The organism is Shinella sp. OV683, from assembly GCF_057787725.1.
Window position 1 is genome coordinate 696341 of record NZ_CM173543.1, and the last position, 18687, is coordinate 715027.

An 18687-nucleotide genomic window follows, 5' to 3' on the forward strand; every position below is an offset into this window, starting at 1 on the left:
GGTCTCGTTCCGGGACCAGCAAGGTTTTGTGCATGAACCAGGAAATCCAGATCGAACTCTCGGGAATCGAGAAGCACTACGGCGCCTTCCACGCGCTCAAGGATATCAATCTCACCATTCCAAAAGGCATGTTCGTCGCGCTGGTGGGGCCGTCGGGCTGTGGCAAGTCCACGCTTCTGCGTTCGCTTGCCGGTCTCGAAAAAATCACCGGCGGGACGATGAAGATCGCGGGCGAGTTGATGAACGACGTGCCGCCGCGCATGCGTGACATCGCCATGGTGTTCCAGTCCTATGCCCTCTATCCGCATATGACCGTGGAGCAGAACCTCACCTATTCGCTGCGGATGCACAAAGTGCCCAAGCCCGAGGCGAAGAAGAAGGCAGAGGAAGTGGCTGTGATCACCGGGTTGACCGGGCTGCTCGAACGCTACCCGCGTCAACTTTCCGGCGGCCAGCGGCAGCGCGTCGCCATGGGGCGCGCGATCATCCGCAATCCCAAGGCCTTCCTGTTCGACGAGCCATTGTCGAACCTCGATGCGGCACTCCGCGTTTCCATGCGCAAGGAAATCCGCGCGCTGCATGACCGGTTGGGCGCCACGTCGGTCTATGTCACCCACGACCAGGTCGAGGCGATGACCATGGCCGACCATGTCGTGGTTATGAAGGATGGCGTGATCGAGCAGCAAGGCGCGCCGTTGGAACTCTATGATCGCCCCGCCAATCGCTTTGTTGCCGGCTTCATCGGTTCGCCGGCGATGAATTTCGTGTCGGCTGTCGGTGATGGCAGCGGCCGCATAACGCTCGAGATGGCAGGCTCGCCCGCCATCGCCTGCAATGTCAACGTCGAGGCTGGCCGCAAGGTGCTGGCCGGGTTGCGGCCGGAAAACCTGCGAGTCTCTCATGATGCCGAAGGTTTTGAGCTGCCGGTCAGCTCGATCGAATCGACGGGGTCGCTGACCTATATCGTGCTCGGCACCGATCCTGAAGTGACGCTGGTGGAGCAGGGGCGCGAGCGGGTCAAGCCTGGCGACCGGCTGAAGGTGGCGATCGATCCCGCGCTGGTACACCTCTTCGACCCGATCACGGGCTTGCGAATCTGACGAGCGAATTGGCGCTTTTCCAAAGCGCTTTCATGTGTCGGTTTTCACCGGAGTAAATCGAACAACTTGACGCATGGCAGGAATTCGCACTTGCCAGCGCCGGAACGAGCAGGTATTTTAACGAAAATTGAAAGCGCTTTCAATTTCTTTGGAAGCATGAACGCCAGGAGGAAACCATGGCCATCCGTACCGTCGTCTGGGGCGAAAACATCCACGAACGTGTCAACAAGGTCGTTGCGAAGCTTTATCCCAACGGCATGCACCAGACGATCGCAGACGCTCTGAACGCCGATTCCGCGATTTCGGCCACCACCGCCACGCTGCAAGAGCCGGAACATGGCCTGAGCGAAAAGCGGCTTGCCGAAACCGATGTGCTGCTCTGGTGGGGCCATCGCGACCATGGCGCGGTCGATGACGCCATCGTGGAGCGTGTTGCCAAGCGCGTCTTCGAAGGCATGGGGCTGATCGTCCTGCATTCGGCGCATTTCTCCAAGATCTTCAAGCGGCTGATGGGCACGCCCTGCGCCTTGAAGTGGCGCGAAGCCGGTGAGCGCGAGCGCGTCTGGGTCGTCAATCCCGGCCATCCGATTGCCGCCGGCCTGGGTGAGCATTTTGTTATCGAGAACGAGGAAATGTATAGCGAGCATTTCTCCGTGCCCGAGCCGCTGGAAACGGTGTTCATCTCCTGGTTCCAGGGCGGTGAAGTCTTCCGCTCCGGCATGACTTGGCGCCGTGGCGCCGGCAACATCTTCTATTTCCGTCCGGGCCATGAGACCTACCCGACCTATCACAACGACGACGTCAAGAAGGTGCTCGTCAACTCGGTGAAGTGGGCCTACAACCCTGTCCCGGCCTATACTGCCGTTCATGATGCGCCGAACGTGCCGGTCGAAAAAGCATGGGAGCCGATCGTCGAGCGCGGTCCCAGGCTGCACGATCACGGCGAAGAAGGCTTCAAGTGAGACCCGGGGAGAACATGATGCGTCTTTTGATTCTTGGAACCGGAGGCATGGCCAACAACCATGCCGAACACTTCGCTGAGATCGAAGGTGTCGACATGGTCGGCGCGGTCGATGTCGATCCTGCGCGCGTCAAGGCATTTGCCGAAAAGCACAAGATCCCCAACACGTTCGCTTCGCTTGACGAGGCGATCGCCTGGGGCAGGTTCGATGCGGTCGCCAATGTCACGCCCGATCGCGCACATTATCCGACCACGATGCAGCTCATCAAGGCCGGCAAGCACCAGTTCTGCGAAAAGCCACTGGCTGAAAACCATGCGCTGGCCAGCGAGATGGCCGATGCGGCAGAAAAGGCGGGGCTCATCAATATGGTGAACCTGACTTACCGCAATGTCGCGCCGCTGCAGAAGGCGCGCGAGATGGTTCTTGCCGGCCATGTCGGCTCGGTCAAGCATGTCGAAGCGTCCTACCTGCAGAGCTGGTTGATCTCCAAGCAATGGGGCGACTGGCGCACCGAAAGCCAGTGGCTCTGGCGCCTCTCCACCGGGCATGGCTCGAACGGCGTTCTGGGCGATATCGGCATCCATATCCTTGATTTCGCATCCTATGGTGCAGGTCTCGAGATCGATCACATCTTTGGCCGGCTCAAGACCTTTGACAAGGCCGAGGGTGGCAAGATCGGCGAATACACGCTCGATGCTAATGACAGCTTTACCATGTCGGTTGACTTCACCAATGGTGCGCTCGGCGTCGTGCATGCGACACGCTGGGCTGCCGGCCACTACAACGACCTCAGGCTGCGGATTTTTGGCGACAAGGGCGCTATCGAGGTGTTGCACACCACAAAGGGTTCCTGGCTGAAGGCCTGTGTCGGCGAGAGCAATACGGAACACGCTCTGTGGGAAGAGATCGATGCGGGCGACGTGCCGACCAACTACGGGCGCTTCGCTGCAGCTGTCAAAGCCGGCAAAAACGGCGAGCCGGATTTCCGCCATGCCGCCAACCTGCAGAAGGCACTGGATCTCGCTTTCGTCACCGAGAAGGAGCGCCGGGAAGCCGCGCTCTAAGTCCCTGACGCGTCGCTGCCCGCCCTTCTGCATGATGGGCGGGGAGCCTTTTCGATGCTTGATCGACAAAATCAACTTGATGCCGCCCGCGAAGCTTGAATGTCGATTGGTTCCGGGCTAAGAGACCTCACCGGCACGCGGAATCCTCTGCTGATTTCCGCTCAAAAGCACCCGTAGCTCAGCTGGATAGAGTGTTGGATTCCGATTCCAAAGGTCACAGGTTCGAATCCTGTCGGGTGCGCCAAATTCTCGCTATTACGGAACGAAACTGGGCACAGGATCGCAGGGGGTCAGTCGAGTTGATCCCTAACCGTGGAGCCTGACAACGGCTTGAACATTCAGCGCTGGCGGGATGCCAGATTGTCAATGAGGCCTTTTTTCATTATAGTTGACCACAGCTTGAGAAGAACCCACGAAGTCGATAGAGCCACGGGCACCGGGCAGGAAAGCTTCCGAATTGGGACTAGAGGTGGAACAGAACTCGGAGATCGGCCCGGCCGGGCCTGACGACTTCCCTGCCATTCGAGCCCTGTGCAACGGCTTCATCGAGTGGTGCCGGTCGCGCTATGGCGAGAATGCTTGGTTCGTTGATCGCTACTACACGCCAGAGCAATGGGCCGCACTTCTGGACAACCTGCCGAGGATTCACTCGGCTCCAGATGGCGAGATTCTTGTTGCCCGCCTGAATGGAAAGGTGGTCGGCTGTGTGATGATGCAGCGGATCGACGAACACACATGCGAGATGAAGCGCATGTTCATCAGCCCTGACGGCCGAGGCTTAGGTCTGGGCTTTCGTCTCGCTGAGACCATCTTGCGCGTGGCTGCTGAGCGGGGCTACTCCACCATGCGGCTGGATACAGGCCGCAACCACGATGAGGCGCTTAGCCTCTACCGTTCTCTGGGATTCCAGGAGATCGCCCCCTACTACAAAGCACCTCCTGAGCTGCACAACCATCTCATCTTCATGGAAGCCTCTCTGGCGGAGTAGCTCCGTCGCCCTCTCGATCATTTCTCGCACAGGTGCAGCGGCGGAGCATGCTCGTCGAAACCCACCGATATCAAGGCAAGAGAGGACGGCTATCAGCAATAAGGGGGTCTTCTTCTCGTTCAAGGCAGACCACCGCTGTGAAATCATACAGCACTTACAATTACATAGTGGTGCCCAGTTTCATCTCGTCCGGTGCGCCAGTCTTCCCAAATGCTTCTGAACATTGCAGCAGCCTCTTCCGGCGCCTCAGTCGCTGCACTTGTCTCGACGTAGTCAGCTCATCTCAGCCTAACTCCCGCGACGCCGCATTGACGATATGAGGTAACCCAATGCAAGCGTTATTGCGGCGACTGCTATTCCGGTGCTAATTACGCCAGCCGGCGTTATTCTAGCGCTGCCCTGCAAGGTAATGTGTTTCCCCACGCGCAGATCGAAAGTGGATTTGATTTCCTCAGGGTGCGAGGGGACTGCGGTCGGAGGCTCTTCCTGGATGGCTGTCATTTTGATGCTCCGTTGCAATGCGCCGCGGCCGGATACCCATTCCAAGATGGGCCGATGATACAATAACATAGCAGTTCGCCGTTTCATCTCGTCCGGAGCGCCAAATCTCCGCCATTCCGGAACAAAACTGGGTATGGGGCCGCCGTCGATCCCTTGCGGACATCTTCGCTGTGCTCCATGATGACTATTCGCTCCCACCATGTGCGCCTCGAATGGTGGATCGCGTGCGCTAAAGAGGGTTCCACAATGGCCAACGAGAGTGGTAGTCGTCCTCCTGTCGCACTTGAAGAGCGCAGCGTGAGCGATGACCTGCGCATGTTCTCGCCATCGGTCGCGAGAAATTCGGCGCCGATCCTCGCGGTCCTGCAACGGGTCCTTCCTGTGCGTGGCCTGATCTTGGAAATTGGTTGTGGAACCGGCGAGCACGCCGTTCATTTTGCAGGTGCGATGCCCAACCTAAGTTGGCAGCCGAGCGATCCGGATTCACGTTCGCGCGCAAGCACCGCAGGCTGGATCGAATTCTCCGGACTCACCAACGTGCTCCCGCCACTCGATATTGATGTGTGCGCAACAGCATGGCTTGAAGAACGGTCGGCGCAGTTTGATGCTATCGTGTCGCTGAATATGGTGCACATTGCACCGTGGGCTGCGAGTTTAGGATTGTTCGCGGGTGCTGGGGCCTTACTCCGCCGTGGTGGGGTTCTCTTTCTCTATGGCCCATTCATGCGCGATGGCGCACATAACGCGCCATCGAACGCGGCGTTCGACGTCACCTTAAAGGCGCAAGATCCAACTTGGGGAGTGCGTGATATCGCTGACCTTGAGCGCGTAGGTAAGGCATCCGGAGTTACTCTGCGCGAGACGATCACGATGCCCGCGAACAATACGTCGCTCGTATTCATCAAGACAGTGGATGGCCTGGAACATTCCGAGTCTGTTGGCAATTGAGGGCTGATTTGGAGCGGGACCACGCAGAACCCCTGATGGCGCCCCAGGGTTACCTGTTCCAATTATAGAGGCCCTTCAATCACATAGCGGTGCCCAGCTTCATCTCGTCCGGCGCGCCATTTTTTCTTGAAATTCGGCAATTAAATCAGATACTTATGATTTTTTCGACTGATTTTTCAACGCATTTTGTACACATGGGTAGGTTGCGGGCACAATTGCCGAGCGATATTTATTCGGTATGGCAATCTTTCTTCGCGGTTCGCGAACACGTCGCCGTCTCCCCCGCCCGCAGCGGGCGATTGCAATGACAGTGCCGTTCGTCGTAAACATTCCGCTCGCTTGATTTTGGAGGAGACACAGCATGGACCGATTCGCGGGCGGTTGCCTGTGCGGTAACGTCCGAATTGTGGCGTCGGGACGCCCATACCGGGTCGGCCTTTGTCACTGTCTCGACTGCCGCAAGCATCATGGAGCCCTTTTTCACGCTTCCGCGATCTTTCCGCAGGATGCAGTGACGATCGATGGCGAAACACGCGACTACGCCGGGCGGTTTTTCTGTCCCCGTTGCGGCTCCTCCGTTTTCGCACGTACCGCAGACGAAATCGAAGTGAACCTGGGCTCCCTGGATGCCCCTGACCAACTGATGCCAACCTACGAGCTCTGGACCGTCCGTCGCGAGTCCTGGTTGCCGCCGTTTCCGCTCACGAGACGATACGACCGCGATCGTGACGCCACGGACCGCTTTGAGGAGTAGGTCGCACGAACGGTACGAAGGCGCCCGCTGTGCTCTCGGTTGGCTTCAGCATGACCGATCGGTCGGAGTGCTGAAGGCGGTCGAGAAGGCCGCTTTCACTATGCGGCCATGCAGGCAAACGACATCCGTGCCGATGTCTGTATTTGTTTACGGAAAACAGTTATCTGCAAGGGATGCAGAAAAAGCCGCCACCAAATGCGCTGTCGCTGGTTGTCCTCGTTATAGACGAGAACAGGATTCGTGCGTCAATCATTGAGGCGGGCCTGCGCGAAGCCGGTTATGAACATGTAACGGTCATTGATAATATCGACGGCATCGCCAGACGGATCGCAGAAACAAACCCCGATGTCATCGTCATAGATCTTGAAAACCCCAATCGCGATATGCTGGAAAGCATGTTCCAGCTTTCGCGGGCGGTGAAACGACCCGTGGCCATGTTCGTCGACAAATCGGATGAGGCATCAATCGAGGCTGCGGTCGAAGCGGGCGTGTCGGCATACATCGTCGACGGCTTGAAGCAGGAGCGTGTCAGGCCGATTCTGAAGATGGCAATCAGCCGCTTCAACGCCTTCGATCGCCTCAACCGCGAATTGGAGGAAGCAAAGGGCGCGCTGGAAAACCGCAAGATGATCGATCGCGCCAAGAGCCTGTTGATGAAATCGCGAGGGCTTTCGGAAGACGCCGCCTATGCGCTGATGCGAAAGACCGCGATGGACCAGAACCGCAAAATCATCGACATCGCCCAGAGCTTGATATCCGTCGCTGAGATGTTCGACCACGGAGGTAAGCCATGACGACCCGATTTGAAGTCACGGCCGGCTTCGTTCCGCTTCTCGACAGCGCCCTGCTGGTTGTTGCGAAGGAAATGGGCTTCGCTGAAAGCGAATCCATTGTGCTGTCCCTGGTCCGCGAAGTCTCCTGGGCCACAATCCGGGACCGGCTTGCGGTCAGCCAGTTCAATGTCGCGCACATTCTCGCCCCCATGCCGATCGCCTGCAATCTGGGGCTCACGCCGCTTGCGCCGCGCATGATTGCGCCGATGGCGCTCGGGTTGGGCGGCAACGCGGTGACTGTATCCGAAGATCTCTGGAAAAGGATGTCGGATCACGGCGCCACCGCCGATCTCGACGCAGCGCGAAATGGCGAGGCGCTCAGGCAGGTCATCGCCGGACGAGATGGTCAGCCCCCGCGCTTTGCCGTAGTGCATCCGTTCTCGGGCCATAATTATGAGTTGCGATATTGGCTGGCGGCCTGTGGGATAGATCCCGACCGGGATATCGAAATGATGATCCTGCCGCCGCCGGAAATGCCGAACGCGCTGCTGATGGGCGCGCTCGACGGCTATTGCGTCGGCGAACCCTGGAATACGGCGGGCGTCCTTAATGGTCGCGGCCACATTGCCACCACCAAGGCGGCGATATGGCGCTCCAGCCCGGAAAAAGTGCTCGGCGTCAATGCCCGCTGGGCTGATCGCCAGCCGGAGGCGCTGATCGCGCTGCTGCGGGCGCTTTATAAATCCGCGCTGTGGTGCGCGGCTCCTGAGAACAACGAAGCTCTCGCCGCGTTGCTCTCAAAGCCCGCCTATGTCGGCAGGCCCGCCGAATGGCTGTTTCCCGCAATCACCGGAAATCTGCAGATCGGCAATGGCATATCATTGAGCGTCAGCGACTTCTTCATGGTGCAAGCGAAAGCCGCCACCTTTCCATGGAAGAGCCATGCGCTGTGGTTTTACAGCCAGATGGTCCGCTGGGGACAGGTTGCCCATCAGCCGCAAAACGGCACCGTCGTCAGCAACACTTACCGGCCCGATCTCTACCGTTCGGCATTGAAATCCCTTGGCGTCGCACTACCGAGCGCCAATTCGAAAGTCGAGGGATCATTGGTCCGAGAGACCCCCGTCGGATCGACCGGTGCACTCATGCTCGGCCCGGACGGATTTTTCGACGGCGCTCTATTCGATCCCGACAAGCTGGATCAATATATTGCGCTCCAGCAGGCAGATCCGGCATCCTGATCTGCCGAATTATTGTGCAGTGCGAAAGCTGCCGCTCAAAGATTTATCAACGGCAAAGCGTGCACCTCGGTAACCGCAGACTTTAGTTCGCTGATTTTCTTGATCCTTATCCCCAATCTCCAAACTGGCACGGCCATTGCATAACTATAGCTGAAGGTCGCGAGACCTAAAATATCGACGTCCAATGAAGGGCGTCTCCAGCAAAGCCGCTGAACGGGACTCAATCGCACGGTCGTGTGTGGTTAGGTTTTGTTCAGCGGCTTTTTCTTTTTCCCGATGCAGCCGGCGCAAAAGCCGAACAGCAACACAGGAGACATTGGAAATGACGATGAGTGACAAGACGAAAGCAGTCTGTTCCGCCACGCGGCGCGAATTTCTCAAAAACACCGCAGCAACGGTCGCCTTTCTGGCCGCTGCCCGCGGGCTCCTGCCTTCTGGCGCACATGCTGCGACGACCGCTCCCGAGGTGACGGGAGCCAAGCTCGGCTTCATCGCACTCACCGATTCCGCAGCCCTGGTCATCGCCAAGGAAAAGGGTCTGTTTGAAAAGCACGGCATGCCGGATGTCGAGGTTGCCAAGCAGGCCTCCTGGGGCGCGACGCGCGACAATCTCGTGCTGGGGGGCGAGGCGAACGGCATCGATGGCGCCCATATCCTCACGCCGATGCCGTACCTGATGGAAACCGGCAAGATCACCCAGAACAAGCAGCCTGTGGCCATGTCGATCCTCGCCCGCCTCAATCTCGACAGCCAGGCGATCTCGGTTTCCAAGGAATATGCCAATACCGGCGCCGGGCTGGACTCTTCCAAGCTCAAGGAAGCATTCGCTGCCAAGAAGGCTGCCGGCAACGAAGTCAAGGTGGCCATGACTTTCCCCGGTGGCACCCACGATCTCTGGATCCGCTACTGGCTTGCCGCCGGCGGTATCGATCCGGACACCGATGTCTCCACCATCGTTGTGCCGCCGCCGCAGATGGTTGCCAACATGAAGGTCGGCAACATGGACGCATTCTGTGTCGGCGAACCCTGGAACGAGCAACTGGTCAACCAGGGCATCGGCTTCACCGCCTGCTCGACCGGCGAGATCTGGAAGGGGCACCCGGAAAAGGCATTTTCGATGCGCAGCGAATGGGTCGAGAAGTACCCCAATGCCGCCAAGGCCATCCTAATGGCCATTATGGAAGCGCAGCAGTGGTGTGACAGCATGGACAACAAGGACGAGATGGCCACCATCCTCGGCAAGCGCCAGTGGTTCAACGTGCCGCCCAAGGACATTCTCGGCCGCCTCAAAGGCAACATCAATTATGGAAACGGCCGCGTTGCCGAGGGCACCAACCTCTACATGAAGTTCTGGCAGGGCCATGCGTCCTACCCCTTCAAGAGCCATGACCTGTGGTTCCTCACCGAAAACATCCGCTGGGGCAAGTTCGCCGCCGATACCGATACCAAGGCATTGATCGACAAGGTCAACCGCGAGGACATCTGGCGCGCGGCCGCCGCCGATCTGGGCGTCGCCGCTGCAGATATCCCGGCCTCGACGTCGCGCGGCAAGGAGACCTTCTTCGACGGCAAGATTTTCGATCCCGAAAATCCCGCCGCCTATCTCGAAAGCCTGTCGATCAAGAAGGCTGCGTCCTGATATCCGCGCCGGCGCGCCTCGGAGGTGCGTCGGCCTCGACCCTTCTTCCTGGAGACAACCATGACCGTAACCGCACTGAAAAAAGAGATGGCAACTGTGGCAGCAACAAAACAGCCCAGTCATGAACCCAGCCAGATCGTGCCGTTCACAGCAAAGAAGACATCGCGCTTTCAATGGCAGCCGGTCGCGGCCGCCCTCGGCCGCAATATCCTGCCGCCGCTGGTGGTGCTGATCATCATGCTGGCTGTCTGGCAGGTGACCTGTTCGGCGCCGGGTGCCACATTGCCGCCCCCGAGCCAGGTGTGGGCCGACAGCTATGATTTGATCGCCTATCCGTTCTTCGATTATGGCTCGCAGGATATCGGTCTTGCATGGCGGGTGCTGGTGTCGCTGCAGCGGGTCGCCGTCGGTTTCGGGCTGGCAGCCATAGCGGGTGTCATCATGGGCGCCATCGTCGGCCAGTCGGTCTGGGCGATGCGCGGTCTTGACCCGATCTTCCAGATCCTCCGTACTGTTCCCCCGCTTGCCTGGCTCCCGCTGTCGCTCGCGGCATTCCAAGATTCCAATCCCTCGGCGATCTTCGTGATCTTCATCACTTCGATCTGGCCGGTGATCATCAACACCGCCGTCGGCGTGCGCAACATCCCGCAGGATTATCGCAACATCGCCCGGGTATTGCGTCTCAACCAGCTGGAATTCTTTTTCCGCATCATGATCCCGGCCGCGGCTCCCTACATCTTCACCGGGCTTCGCATTGGCATCGGCCTCTCCTGGCTGGCCATCGTCGCGGCAGAAATGCTGACCGGCGGCGTCGGCATCGGCTTCTTCATCTGGGATGCGTGGAACTCCTCCAAGCTCTCTGACATCATCGTGGCGCTCGCCTATATCGGCGTCACCGGCTTTGTTCTTGACCGTCTGGTGGCTGCTTTCGGCAGCTTCATCACTCGCGGCACTTCGGCAAACTAAGGAGAACCGCGATGACGGCCTATCTCAAGCTCGACCATATCGACAAGGCATTCCAACGCGGCGGAACCCGCACCGAAGTGCTGAAGGATATCGACCTGACGATCTCCAAGGGTGAGTTCGTCTCCATCATCGGCCATTCCGGCTGCGGCAAGTCTACGCTGCTCAACCTGATTGCCGGCCTGACGACGGTCACATCAGGCGTAGTGTTATTGGAAAACATCGAGGTCAATTCCCCTGGCCCCGAACGCGCCGTGGTGTTCCAGAACCACTCGCTGCTACCCTGGCTGACTGTCTATGAAAACGTCAATCTTGCGGTCAGTAAGGTGTTTTCCGGCAAAAAGACCAAGGCCGAGCGCCACGATTGGGTAATGCGCAATCTCGACCTCGTGCAGATGGCGCATGCCAGCGATAAACGCCCGGCGGAAATTTCCGGCGGCATGAAACAGCGTGTCGGCATTGCCCGGGCGCTGGCGATGGAACCCAAGATCCTGTTGCTCGATGAGCCGTTCGGCGCGCTCGACGCGCTGACCCGCGCCCATCTGCAGGACGCGGTGATGGAAATCCACAGCCGCCTTGGTAACACCATGATCATGATCACCCACGATGTCGATGAGGCCGTACTGCTCTCCGATCGCATTGTCATGATGACCAACGGTCCGTCGGCCAAGATCGGCGAAGTGCTTGATGTGCCGATCCCGCGTCCGCGCAACCGGATCGAGCTCGCCGCCGACCGGACCTATCTCAAATCCCGCGAGGCCGTGCTCAAGTTCCTCTACGAGCGCCATCGCTTTGTCGAAGCTGCGGAGTAGGATCAATGGCTGAAAAACTCGTCATTATCGGCAATGGCATGGCCCCGGGGCGTATGCTGGAACATCTCTTCGAACAGGCGCCCGGCCGCTATCAGGTCACGATCTTCAATGCCGAGCCGCGCGTCAATTATGATCGTATCTTGCTGTCGCCGGTACTCTCGGGTGAGAAAACCTATGAGGAAATCGTCATCCATGGCGATGGCTGGTACATCGAAAACGGCATCACCCTCTACAAGGGCCACAAGATCGTCGCCATCGACCGCCTGGCCAAGACCGTCACCTCCGATCATGGCGTTACCGAGAGCTACGACCGGCTGGTGATCGCCACCGGTTCGGTACCGTTCATCATCCCGGTTCCGGGCAACGACCTGCCCGGCGTGCTGAGCTATCGCGATCTCGACGACGTGCAGGCCATGCTGCTGGCGGCCCAGTCGCGGGCGAAGGCCGTGGTCATCGGCGGCGGCCTGCTCGGGCTCGAAGCCGCTGCTGGTCTCAATCTGCGCGGCATGGACGTGACCGTGCTGCACGTGCAGCCGACGCTGATGGAACGCCAGCTCGATCCCGCCGCCGGCTATCTGCTGCAGAAAGCCGTCGAAGACCGGGGCATCAAGGTCATCACCAAGGCGAATACCAAGGCGATCGTCGGCAATGGCAAGGTCGAGGGTGTCGAGCTTGCCGATGGCACGATCATCCCGGCAACGCTGGTGGTCATGGCTGTCGGCATCCGGCCCAATGTCGGACTTGCACGCGACGCCGGCCTCGCCGTCAATCGCGGCATCGTCGTCGATGACGGCATGTCGACCTCGGATGGCAGCATCATGGCGCTTGGCGAATGCGCCGAAGTCGGCGGTCAGGTCTATGGCCTGGTGGCGCCACTCTATGAGATGGCGCGGGTAGCCGCCTCACATCTCGGCGGCGACAGTCCGGCAGCTTTCGTGCATGCGGACACGCCGACCAAGCTGAAGGTGACCGGCATCGATCTCTATTCGATCGGCGATTTTGCCGATGGCGACGACCGCGAGGAAATCGTGCTGCGCGACGCCAGCGCCGGCGTCTATAAGCGGATCATCATCCGCGACAACCGCATTGTCGGCACGGTGCTTTACGGCGAGACCTCCGACGGCGCATGGTTCAACGACCTCAAGAAAAAATCGACCAATATCTCGGAGATGCGGGAGACCCTGATCTTCGGTGCGGCCTACCAGGGAGGGTCCCCGCTGGACCCTATGGCGGCCGTTGCAGCCTTGCCGGATGATGCGGAAATCTGCGGCTGCAACGGCGTATGCAAGGGCAAGATCGTTTCGACGATCACCTCGAAGGGGCTGACCTCGCTTGACGAAGTCCGCGCCCATACCAAGGCTTCGGCCTCCTGCGGCTCATGCACCGGTCTCGTCGAGCAGTTGATGACGATCACGCTTGGCGACAGCTACAATCCGAAGGCAGTGCAGCCGATGTGCGGCTGCACCGAACTCGGCCACGACGATGTTCGACGGCTGATCAAGGCCAAGCATCTGAAAACCATTCCGGCGGTGATGCAGGAGCTGGAATGGAAGACATCCTGCGGCTGCGCCAAGTGCCGGCCGGCGCTCAATTATTACCTCGTCTGCGACTGGCCGGATGAATATGCCGATGATTACCAATCCCGGTTCATCAATGAGCGCGTCCACGCCAATATCCAGAAGGACGGCACCTATTCGGTCGTGCCTCGGATGTGGGGCGGTGTGACCAACTCCGCCGAACTTCGGGCTATCGCTGACGTGGTCGACAAGTTCGACATCCCGTTGGTCAAGGTCACCGGCGGCCAGCGCATCGACATGCTCGGAATCGCCAAGGAAGACCTGCCGGCCGTCTGGGCCGATCTCGGCAAGGCTGGCTTCATCTCCGGCCAGGCTTATGCCAAGGGGCTGAGGACCGTGAAAACCTGCGTCGGTTCGGACTGGTGCCGCTTCGGCACCCAGGATTCAACCGGGCTGGGCATCCGCATCGAGAAATTCATGTGGGGATCGTGGACGCCGGCCAAGCTCAAAATGGCCGTCTCAGGCTGTCCGCGCAACTGCGCCGAAGCGACCTGCAAGGATATCGGCGTGATCTGCGTCGATTCCGGCTACGAGATCCATTTCGCTGGCGCTGCCGGCCTCGACATCAAGGGTACCGAAGTGCTCGGCCTGGTCAGGACCGAGGACGAGGCGCTCGAGCATATCGTCGCGTTGACACAGATGTATCGCGAGCAGGGCCGATATCTCGAGCGCATCTACAAATGGGCGAAACGCATCGGGCTGGACGAAATCCGCCGGCAGATCATGACCGATGGCGACAAGCGCAAGGCGTATTATGACCGCTTCGTCTTCAGCCAGAAATTCGCCCAGGTCGATCCCTGGTCCGAGCGTGTCTCCGGCAAGGACAAGCATGAGTTCCGGCCGATGGCGACGGTCGGCTTTCCCCAGGCGGCGGAGTGAGAAACATGGATATGAACCTGTCAAATGCAGATTGGCACCCGATCGGCGATATCAGCGACATTCCGCTACGTGGCGCACGCTGTGTCAAAACCCCGCAAGGCAAGATTGCCGTGTTCCGCACGACGGAGAACCAGGTCTTCGCCATTGAGGACCATTGCCCGCACAAGGGCGGGCCGTTGTCGCAGGGCATCGTGCATGGCGCCGCCGTTACCTGCCCGCTGCACAACTGGGTGATCTCGCTCGAAACCGGCAAGGCGCTGGGTGCAGATCACGGCGCGGTGCGGACCATTCCGGTTCGCAACGACAACGGCGCGCTGTTCATCGCGCTCGAAAACCTGATGCTGGCGGCGGCGGAATAGATGGTGGAAGAGATCAAGACCACCTGTCCCTATTGCGGCGTGGGTTGCGGTGTCATCGCCAAGGTGGACGATGACGGCGCGGTTTCCGTCAGGGGCGATCCTGAGCATCCAGCCAATTTCGGCCGACTGTGCTCCAAGGGATCGGCGCTGGCGGACGCGATTGATCTCGACGGACGGCTACTCCATCCGGAAATCCACGGCGAACGCGCAGGCTGGGATGCGGCTCTGGACCTTGTTGCTGGGAAGTTCGGTGAAGCAATCGCTGAGCACGGGCCGGATTCGGTGGCTTTCTATGTCTCCGGCCAGTTGCTGACCGAGGACTATTACATCGCCAACAAGCTGATGAAGGGCTTCATCGGCTCGGCCAACATCGACACCAATTCACGTCTCTGCATGTCGTCATCGGTGGCCGGCCATCGCCGCGCCTTCGGGGCGGATACTGTGCCCGGCGTTTACGAAGACCTCGAACTTGCCGATCTGGTGATCCTCACCGGCTCCAACATGGCTTGGTGCCATCCGGTCCTCTATCAGCGACTTGCAGCCGCCAAGGCTGCGAGGCCGGGCATGAAGGTGGTGGTTATCGATCCACGCCGGACAATGACCTCCGATATCGCCGATCTGCATCTGGCGATCCGGCCCGACGGCGACGTGGCGCTGTTCATGGGCCTGCTCGCTCATCTCGCCGCAAGCCCGGCGATCGACCAGAATTTCATCGGCCAACACACAACCGGTTTCGCCGAAGCCTTCGCCGCGGCATCGGCGCTGACATTCGACGACCTGCTCGACCGCACTGGTTTGCCGGCCATGCATCTGAGGACGTTCTTCAAGATGTTCGAGACGACCGACAGGATCGTGACCTGCTACAGCCAGGGTGTCAATCAATCCTCCTCTGGCACAGACAAGGTCAATGCGATCATCAATTGTCATCTGGCGACCGGCCGCATCGGACGACCAGGAATGGGACCATTCTCGCTGACCGGCCAGCCGAACGCCATGGGCGGCCGCGAGGTCGGCGGGCTTGCCAATATGCTTGCCGCACATATGTCGATAGAGGACCAAGGCGATCGAGATCGCGTCCAGCGGTTCTGGCAATCTCCTACCATTGCGGCAAAGCCCGGCCTCAAGGCGGTTGATATGTTCAAGGCGGTCGCCGATGGACGGATCAAGGCGCTGTGGATCATGGCCACCAACCCGGTTGTGTCGATGCCCGATGCCGACGCGGTGGAAGCTGCGATCAAAGCCTGTCCCTTTGTCGTGGTCTCCGACATTCTCAAGCAGACCGACACTGCGCGGCATGCGCATGTGCTGCTTCCGTCGCTGGGATGGGGCGAGAAGGATGGAACGGTCACCAACTCCGAACGCCGAATTTCCCGCCAGCGACAGTTCTTGCCCGCGCCAGGCGAAGCACGTTCTGATTGGTGGCAGATGGCTGAGGTTGGCCGCCGCATGGGGTTTGCGACGGCGTTCTCTCATCAGTCGCAAAGCGAAATCTTTAGCGAGCATGCCGCCTTATCCGCGTTCGAGAACGATGGCAGCCGCGATTTCAATATCGGCGCCTGCGCCGGAATAACGGAGGCGGCTTACAACGAGCTTGAGCCAATCCAGTGGCCGCAACCGGCGGGAGCCACTGCAAATACACATCGCTTTTTCGCGAACGGCCGGTTCTATCATCCGGATGGAAGGGCGCGCTTCATCGCCATGGCTTTGCCAGAGACGGATCGCACCAATCGGGAATTTCCGTTCACGCTGAATACGGGCCGCATTCGCGACCAGTGGCACACTATGACCCGCACCGGCAGGAGCGCTCGGCTTTCGGCCCACATCGCCGAACCCTTCGCTGAAATCCATCCGCGCGATGCCGTGGAACTTGGCGTTGCCGGCGCCGGCCTCGTCGAGATCCGGAACGCCCATGGCAAGGCGCTTGTCCGGGCGCTGGTCACCGAGCGGCAGGCCCGTGGCAGCATTTTTGCGCCGATGCACTGGAACGACCAATTCGCGGCGCAGGCCCGTATCGATGCACTCGTTCCGCCACTGACCGACCCGTTCTCAGGTCAGCCGGCATCCAAGAATGTTGCTGTGGCAATCAAGGGCTTCAAGGCGAGCCACTATGGCTTTGCAGTGTCCGTGGCATCACCGGATCCGCGTGGCGCGGCTTACTGGGCCAAGGCGAAGACGATGGGTGGCTGGCGGCTGGAGCTTGCTTTCGATGCTCCGGTCGAGGACTGGACAGCGTGGTGCCGGTCGGCCTTTGGCATTCCTGAAGGCGTCGAGCCACTGGGTTACGCCGACCGGCAAAGCGGCGATCGACGGCTCGCCTTCTTCGATGGCGACAGGCTGGTGGCCGCTCTTTTCCTGGCAACCCAACCGGTTGCCGTTGCCCGTAACTGGGCCGTCACCCAGCTGACGGAAACGCATGCCGAGTTGAGAAAGCGCTTCGCCATCGTCGCCGGTCGCCCTGGAGCCGGCCGGCCGGACCCGGGTGCAACTGTCTGTTCCTGCAATGCCATTGGTGTCAACCAGATCGTTGCCGCCATCCGCGACGGCTGCCACAGCGTGGAGGCCGTCGGCAAAGCGACATCCGCCGGGACGAATTGCGGCTCTTGCCGTGCCGAAATCAGAGGAATCATCGATGGATGTATCACCGCCGCCGCGGAATGAGCGCGCGAGGCCCATTGGCGGGCTTGCAACCCTACCTGTGTTCTTGGACCTGACCGGCAAGCCGGTGTTGGTTGCCGGCGGCAGCGAGGCGGCCGCCTGGAAGGCCACGCTGCTGTCAGCTTGTGGGGCCAATGTGCATTTATTTTGCCCGGCAGGCGATCTGCCGGACAGCGCCACCGCCCTGCCAGCAAATGTTGTCCATCATGACAGACATTGGCGTGAGACCGATTTCATCGGTTTTGCACTTGCAGTCGGTGACTGTGACACGACGGAAGCGGAGGATTTCCACAACAAGGCAAGAGCGGCCGGTGTGCCGGTGAATGTGATCGACAAGCCGGAATACTGCCAGTTCAAGTTTGGCAGCATCGTCAATCGCTCGCCGCTGGTCATCGGCATTTCCACCGATGGCGCGGCACCAATTCTCGGCCAGGCAATTCGGCGGCGGATCGAAACCCTTTTACCACCGTCGCTCTCGTCCTGGGCGCAACTGGCCCAGTCGGTTCGCAAGACCGTCACAACGCGGCTGCCTTCGCCGGACAAACGGCGGCGGTTCTGGGAGCGTTTTGTCGATCGCGCCTTTGCAGTGCAAGAGCCGGCCAATGATGACCTGGCGAGACTGGTCGGCGAAATCGACCGTATCGACAGCGGCGTCGCGGGCAATAATGGTTCAGTGACCTTGGTCGGGGCCGGACCCGGTGACGCCGAACTGTTGACGTTGAAAGCTGTGCGGGCGCTGCAGGCGGCCGATGTCATTCTGTTTGACGATCTCGTCTCCGACGACGTTCTCGAACTTGCGCGCCGTGAAGCCAAGCGCATGCTGGTTGGCAAACGCGGCGGCCGCAAAAGTTGCCGGCAGGAAGATATCAACGACACGATGCTATCTCTGGCCAGAGCAGGAAAACATGTTGTCCGTCTCAAATCCGGCGATCCGATGATTTTTGGACGAGCGGGCGAAGAGATAGAATATCTGGAGCGCGAAGGCATTTCCGTCAAAGTCATCCCGGGCATAACGGCTGCGAGCGCGATGGCAGCTCGCCTGGGTGTATCGCTGACGCATCGGGATCATGCGCAGGCCGTTCGCTTTGTTACTGGTCATGCGCGCGACGGCCGCCTGCCGTCGAATATCGATTGGCGCAGTCTAGCTGACCCTAACACCACAACCGTATTTTATATGGGCGGAAGGACCGCCGTTGAAATTCGCGCCAAGCTTTTGGGTGAGGGAATGCCCAGCAACACTCCGATAGCGGTTATGAGTGCCATAACTCGTTTGAATGAGCGCCGGTGGATTGGTGAACTCGATTGTCTTGGCATCGCGATCGAGACCATCGGCATAGATGAACCGTTGCTCATCGGCATCGGCTCGGTCTTTTCGAGGGCTCTTCGATCAAACAGCGACTGCGGGCCGTTGTCCAATTTTACGATGGACGAATTGAGGGATAACTTCGAGAGTGCACGCCGACTTGCTTAGG

The 18687-nt window shown here is 59.7% G+C and carries 15 protein-coding genes and 1 tRNA gene; all 16 read left to right on the forward strand.

All coding sequences use genetic code 11. From position 1 onward, the window contains the following. The first annotated feature begins 32 nt into the window (after positions 1 to 32). The gene (locus ACXHRN_RS03390) at positions 33 to 1100 is read left to right on the forward strand and encodes an ABC transporter ATP-binding protein (RefSeq protein ID WP_488639940.1); all 1068 of its coding nucleotides are present in this window, start codon (positions 33 to 35) and stop codon (positions 1098 to 1100) included. Positions 1101 to 1276: 176 nt separating this feature from the next. After that, positions 1277 to 2062 carry a ThuA domain-containing protein gene (locus ACXHRN_RS03395; RefSeq protein ID WP_488639941.1) on the forward strand — a complete coding sequence of 262 codons (786 nt, stop codon included), beginning with the start codon at positions 1277 to 1279 and terminating at the stop codon, positions 2060 to 2062. Positions 2063 to 2079: 17 nt separating this feature from the next. After that, positions 2080 to 3126 (forward strand): Gfo/Idh/MocA family protein, encoded by a 1047-nt coding sequence (locus ACXHRN_RS03400; RefSeq protein WP_488641814.1) that lies wholly within the window; start codon positions 2080 to 2082, stop codon positions 3124 to 3126. Positions 3127 to 3293: 167 nt separating this feature from the next. Beyond that, a tRNA-Arg gene (locus tag ACXHRN_RS03405) sits at positions 3294 to 3370 on the forward strand. A 225-nt stretch (positions 3371 to 3595) separates the two neighbouring features. After that, on the forward strand, positions 3596 to 4114 hold the full coding sequence (locus tag ACXHRN_RS03410; protein WP_488639942.1) for a GNAT family N-acetyltransferase: 519 nt from the start codon (positions 3596 to 3598) through the stop codon (positions 4112 to 4114). 816 nt (positions 4115 to 4930) lie between these two features. Then, a complete protein-coding gene (locus ACXHRN_RS03415; protein WP_488641815.1) occupies positions 4931 to 5563 on the forward strand; it encodes a DUF938 domain-containing protein in 633 nt (210 codons plus the stop codon). Between the two features lie 361 nt (positions 5564 to 5924). Then, positions 5925 to 6317 (forward strand): GFA family protein, encoded by a 393-nt coding sequence (locus ACXHRN_RS03420; protein WP_488639943.1) that lies wholly within the window; start codon positions 5925 to 5927, stop codon positions 6315 to 6317. A gap of 173 nt (positions 6318 to 6490) precedes the next feature. Further along, positions 6491 to 7111, forward strand: coding sequence for an ANTAR domain-containing response regulator (locus tag ACXHRN_RS03425; protein ID WP_488639944.1), 621 nt, complete (start codon positions 6491 to 6493; stop codon positions 7109 to 7111). Further along, positions 7108 to 8331 carry a CmpA/NrtA family ABC transporter substrate-binding protein gene (locus tag ACXHRN_RS03430; RefSeq protein ID WP_488639945.1) on the forward strand — a complete coding sequence of 408 codons (1224 nt, stop codon included), beginning with the start codon at positions 7108 to 7110 and terminating at the stop codon, positions 8329 to 8331. The genes ACXHRN_RS03425 and ACXHRN_RS03430 overlap by 4 nt, the downstream gene beginning before the upstream one ends. Before the next feature lie 328 nt (positions 8332 to 8659). Next, the gene (locus ACXHRN_RS03435) at positions 8660 to 9970 is read left to right on the forward strand and encodes a CmpA/NrtA family ABC transporter substrate-binding protein (RefSeq protein ID WP_488639946.1); all 1311 of its coding nucleotides are present in this window, start codon (positions 8660 to 8662) and stop codon (positions 9968 to 9970) included. Positions 9971 to 10057: 87 nt separating this feature from the next. Further along, entirely contained in the window at positions 10058 to 10936 is an 879-nt protein-coding gene (gene ntrB, locus ACXHRN_RS03440) for a nitrate ABC transporter permease (RefSeq protein ID WP_488641816.1), read from the forward strand. An 11-nt stretch (positions 10937 to 10947) separates the two neighbouring features. After that, positions 10948 to 11745 (forward strand): ABC transporter ATP-binding protein, encoded by a 798-nt coding sequence (locus ACXHRN_RS03445; RefSeq protein WP_488639947.1) that lies wholly within the window; start codon positions 10948 to 10950, stop codon positions 11743 to 11745. 5 nt (positions 11746 to 11750) lie between these two features. Further along, positions 11751 to 14201 carry a nitrite reductase large subunit NirB gene (gene nirB / locus ACXHRN_RS03450; protein ID WP_488639948.1) on the forward strand — a complete coding sequence of 817 codons (2451 nt, stop codon included), beginning with the start codon at positions 11751 to 11753 and terminating at the stop codon, positions 14199 to 14201. 11 nt (positions 14202 to 14212) lie between these two features. After that, the gene (nirD, locus tag ACXHRN_RS03455) at positions 14213 to 14560 is read left to right on the forward strand and encodes a nitrite reductase small subunit NirD (protein ID WP_488641817.1); all 348 of its coding nucleotides are present in this window, start codon (positions 14213 to 14215) and stop codon (positions 14558 to 14560) included. Further along, positions 14561 to 17218: a nitrate reductase gene (locus ACXHRN_RS03460; RefSeq protein ID WP_488639949.1), complete on the forward strand. Its 2658-nt coding sequence runs from the start codon at positions 14561 to 14563 to the stop codon at positions 17216 to 17218. Then, on the forward strand, positions 17190 to 18686 hold the full coding sequence (gene cysG, locus ACXHRN_RS03465; RefSeq protein WP_488639950.1) for a siroheme synthase CysG: 1497 nt from the start codon (positions 17190 to 17192) through the stop codon (positions 18684 to 18686). Before ACXHRN_RS03460 ends, cysG begins: the two co-directional genes overlap by 29 nt. The last annotated feature ends 1 nt before the right edge of the window (position 18687 follow it).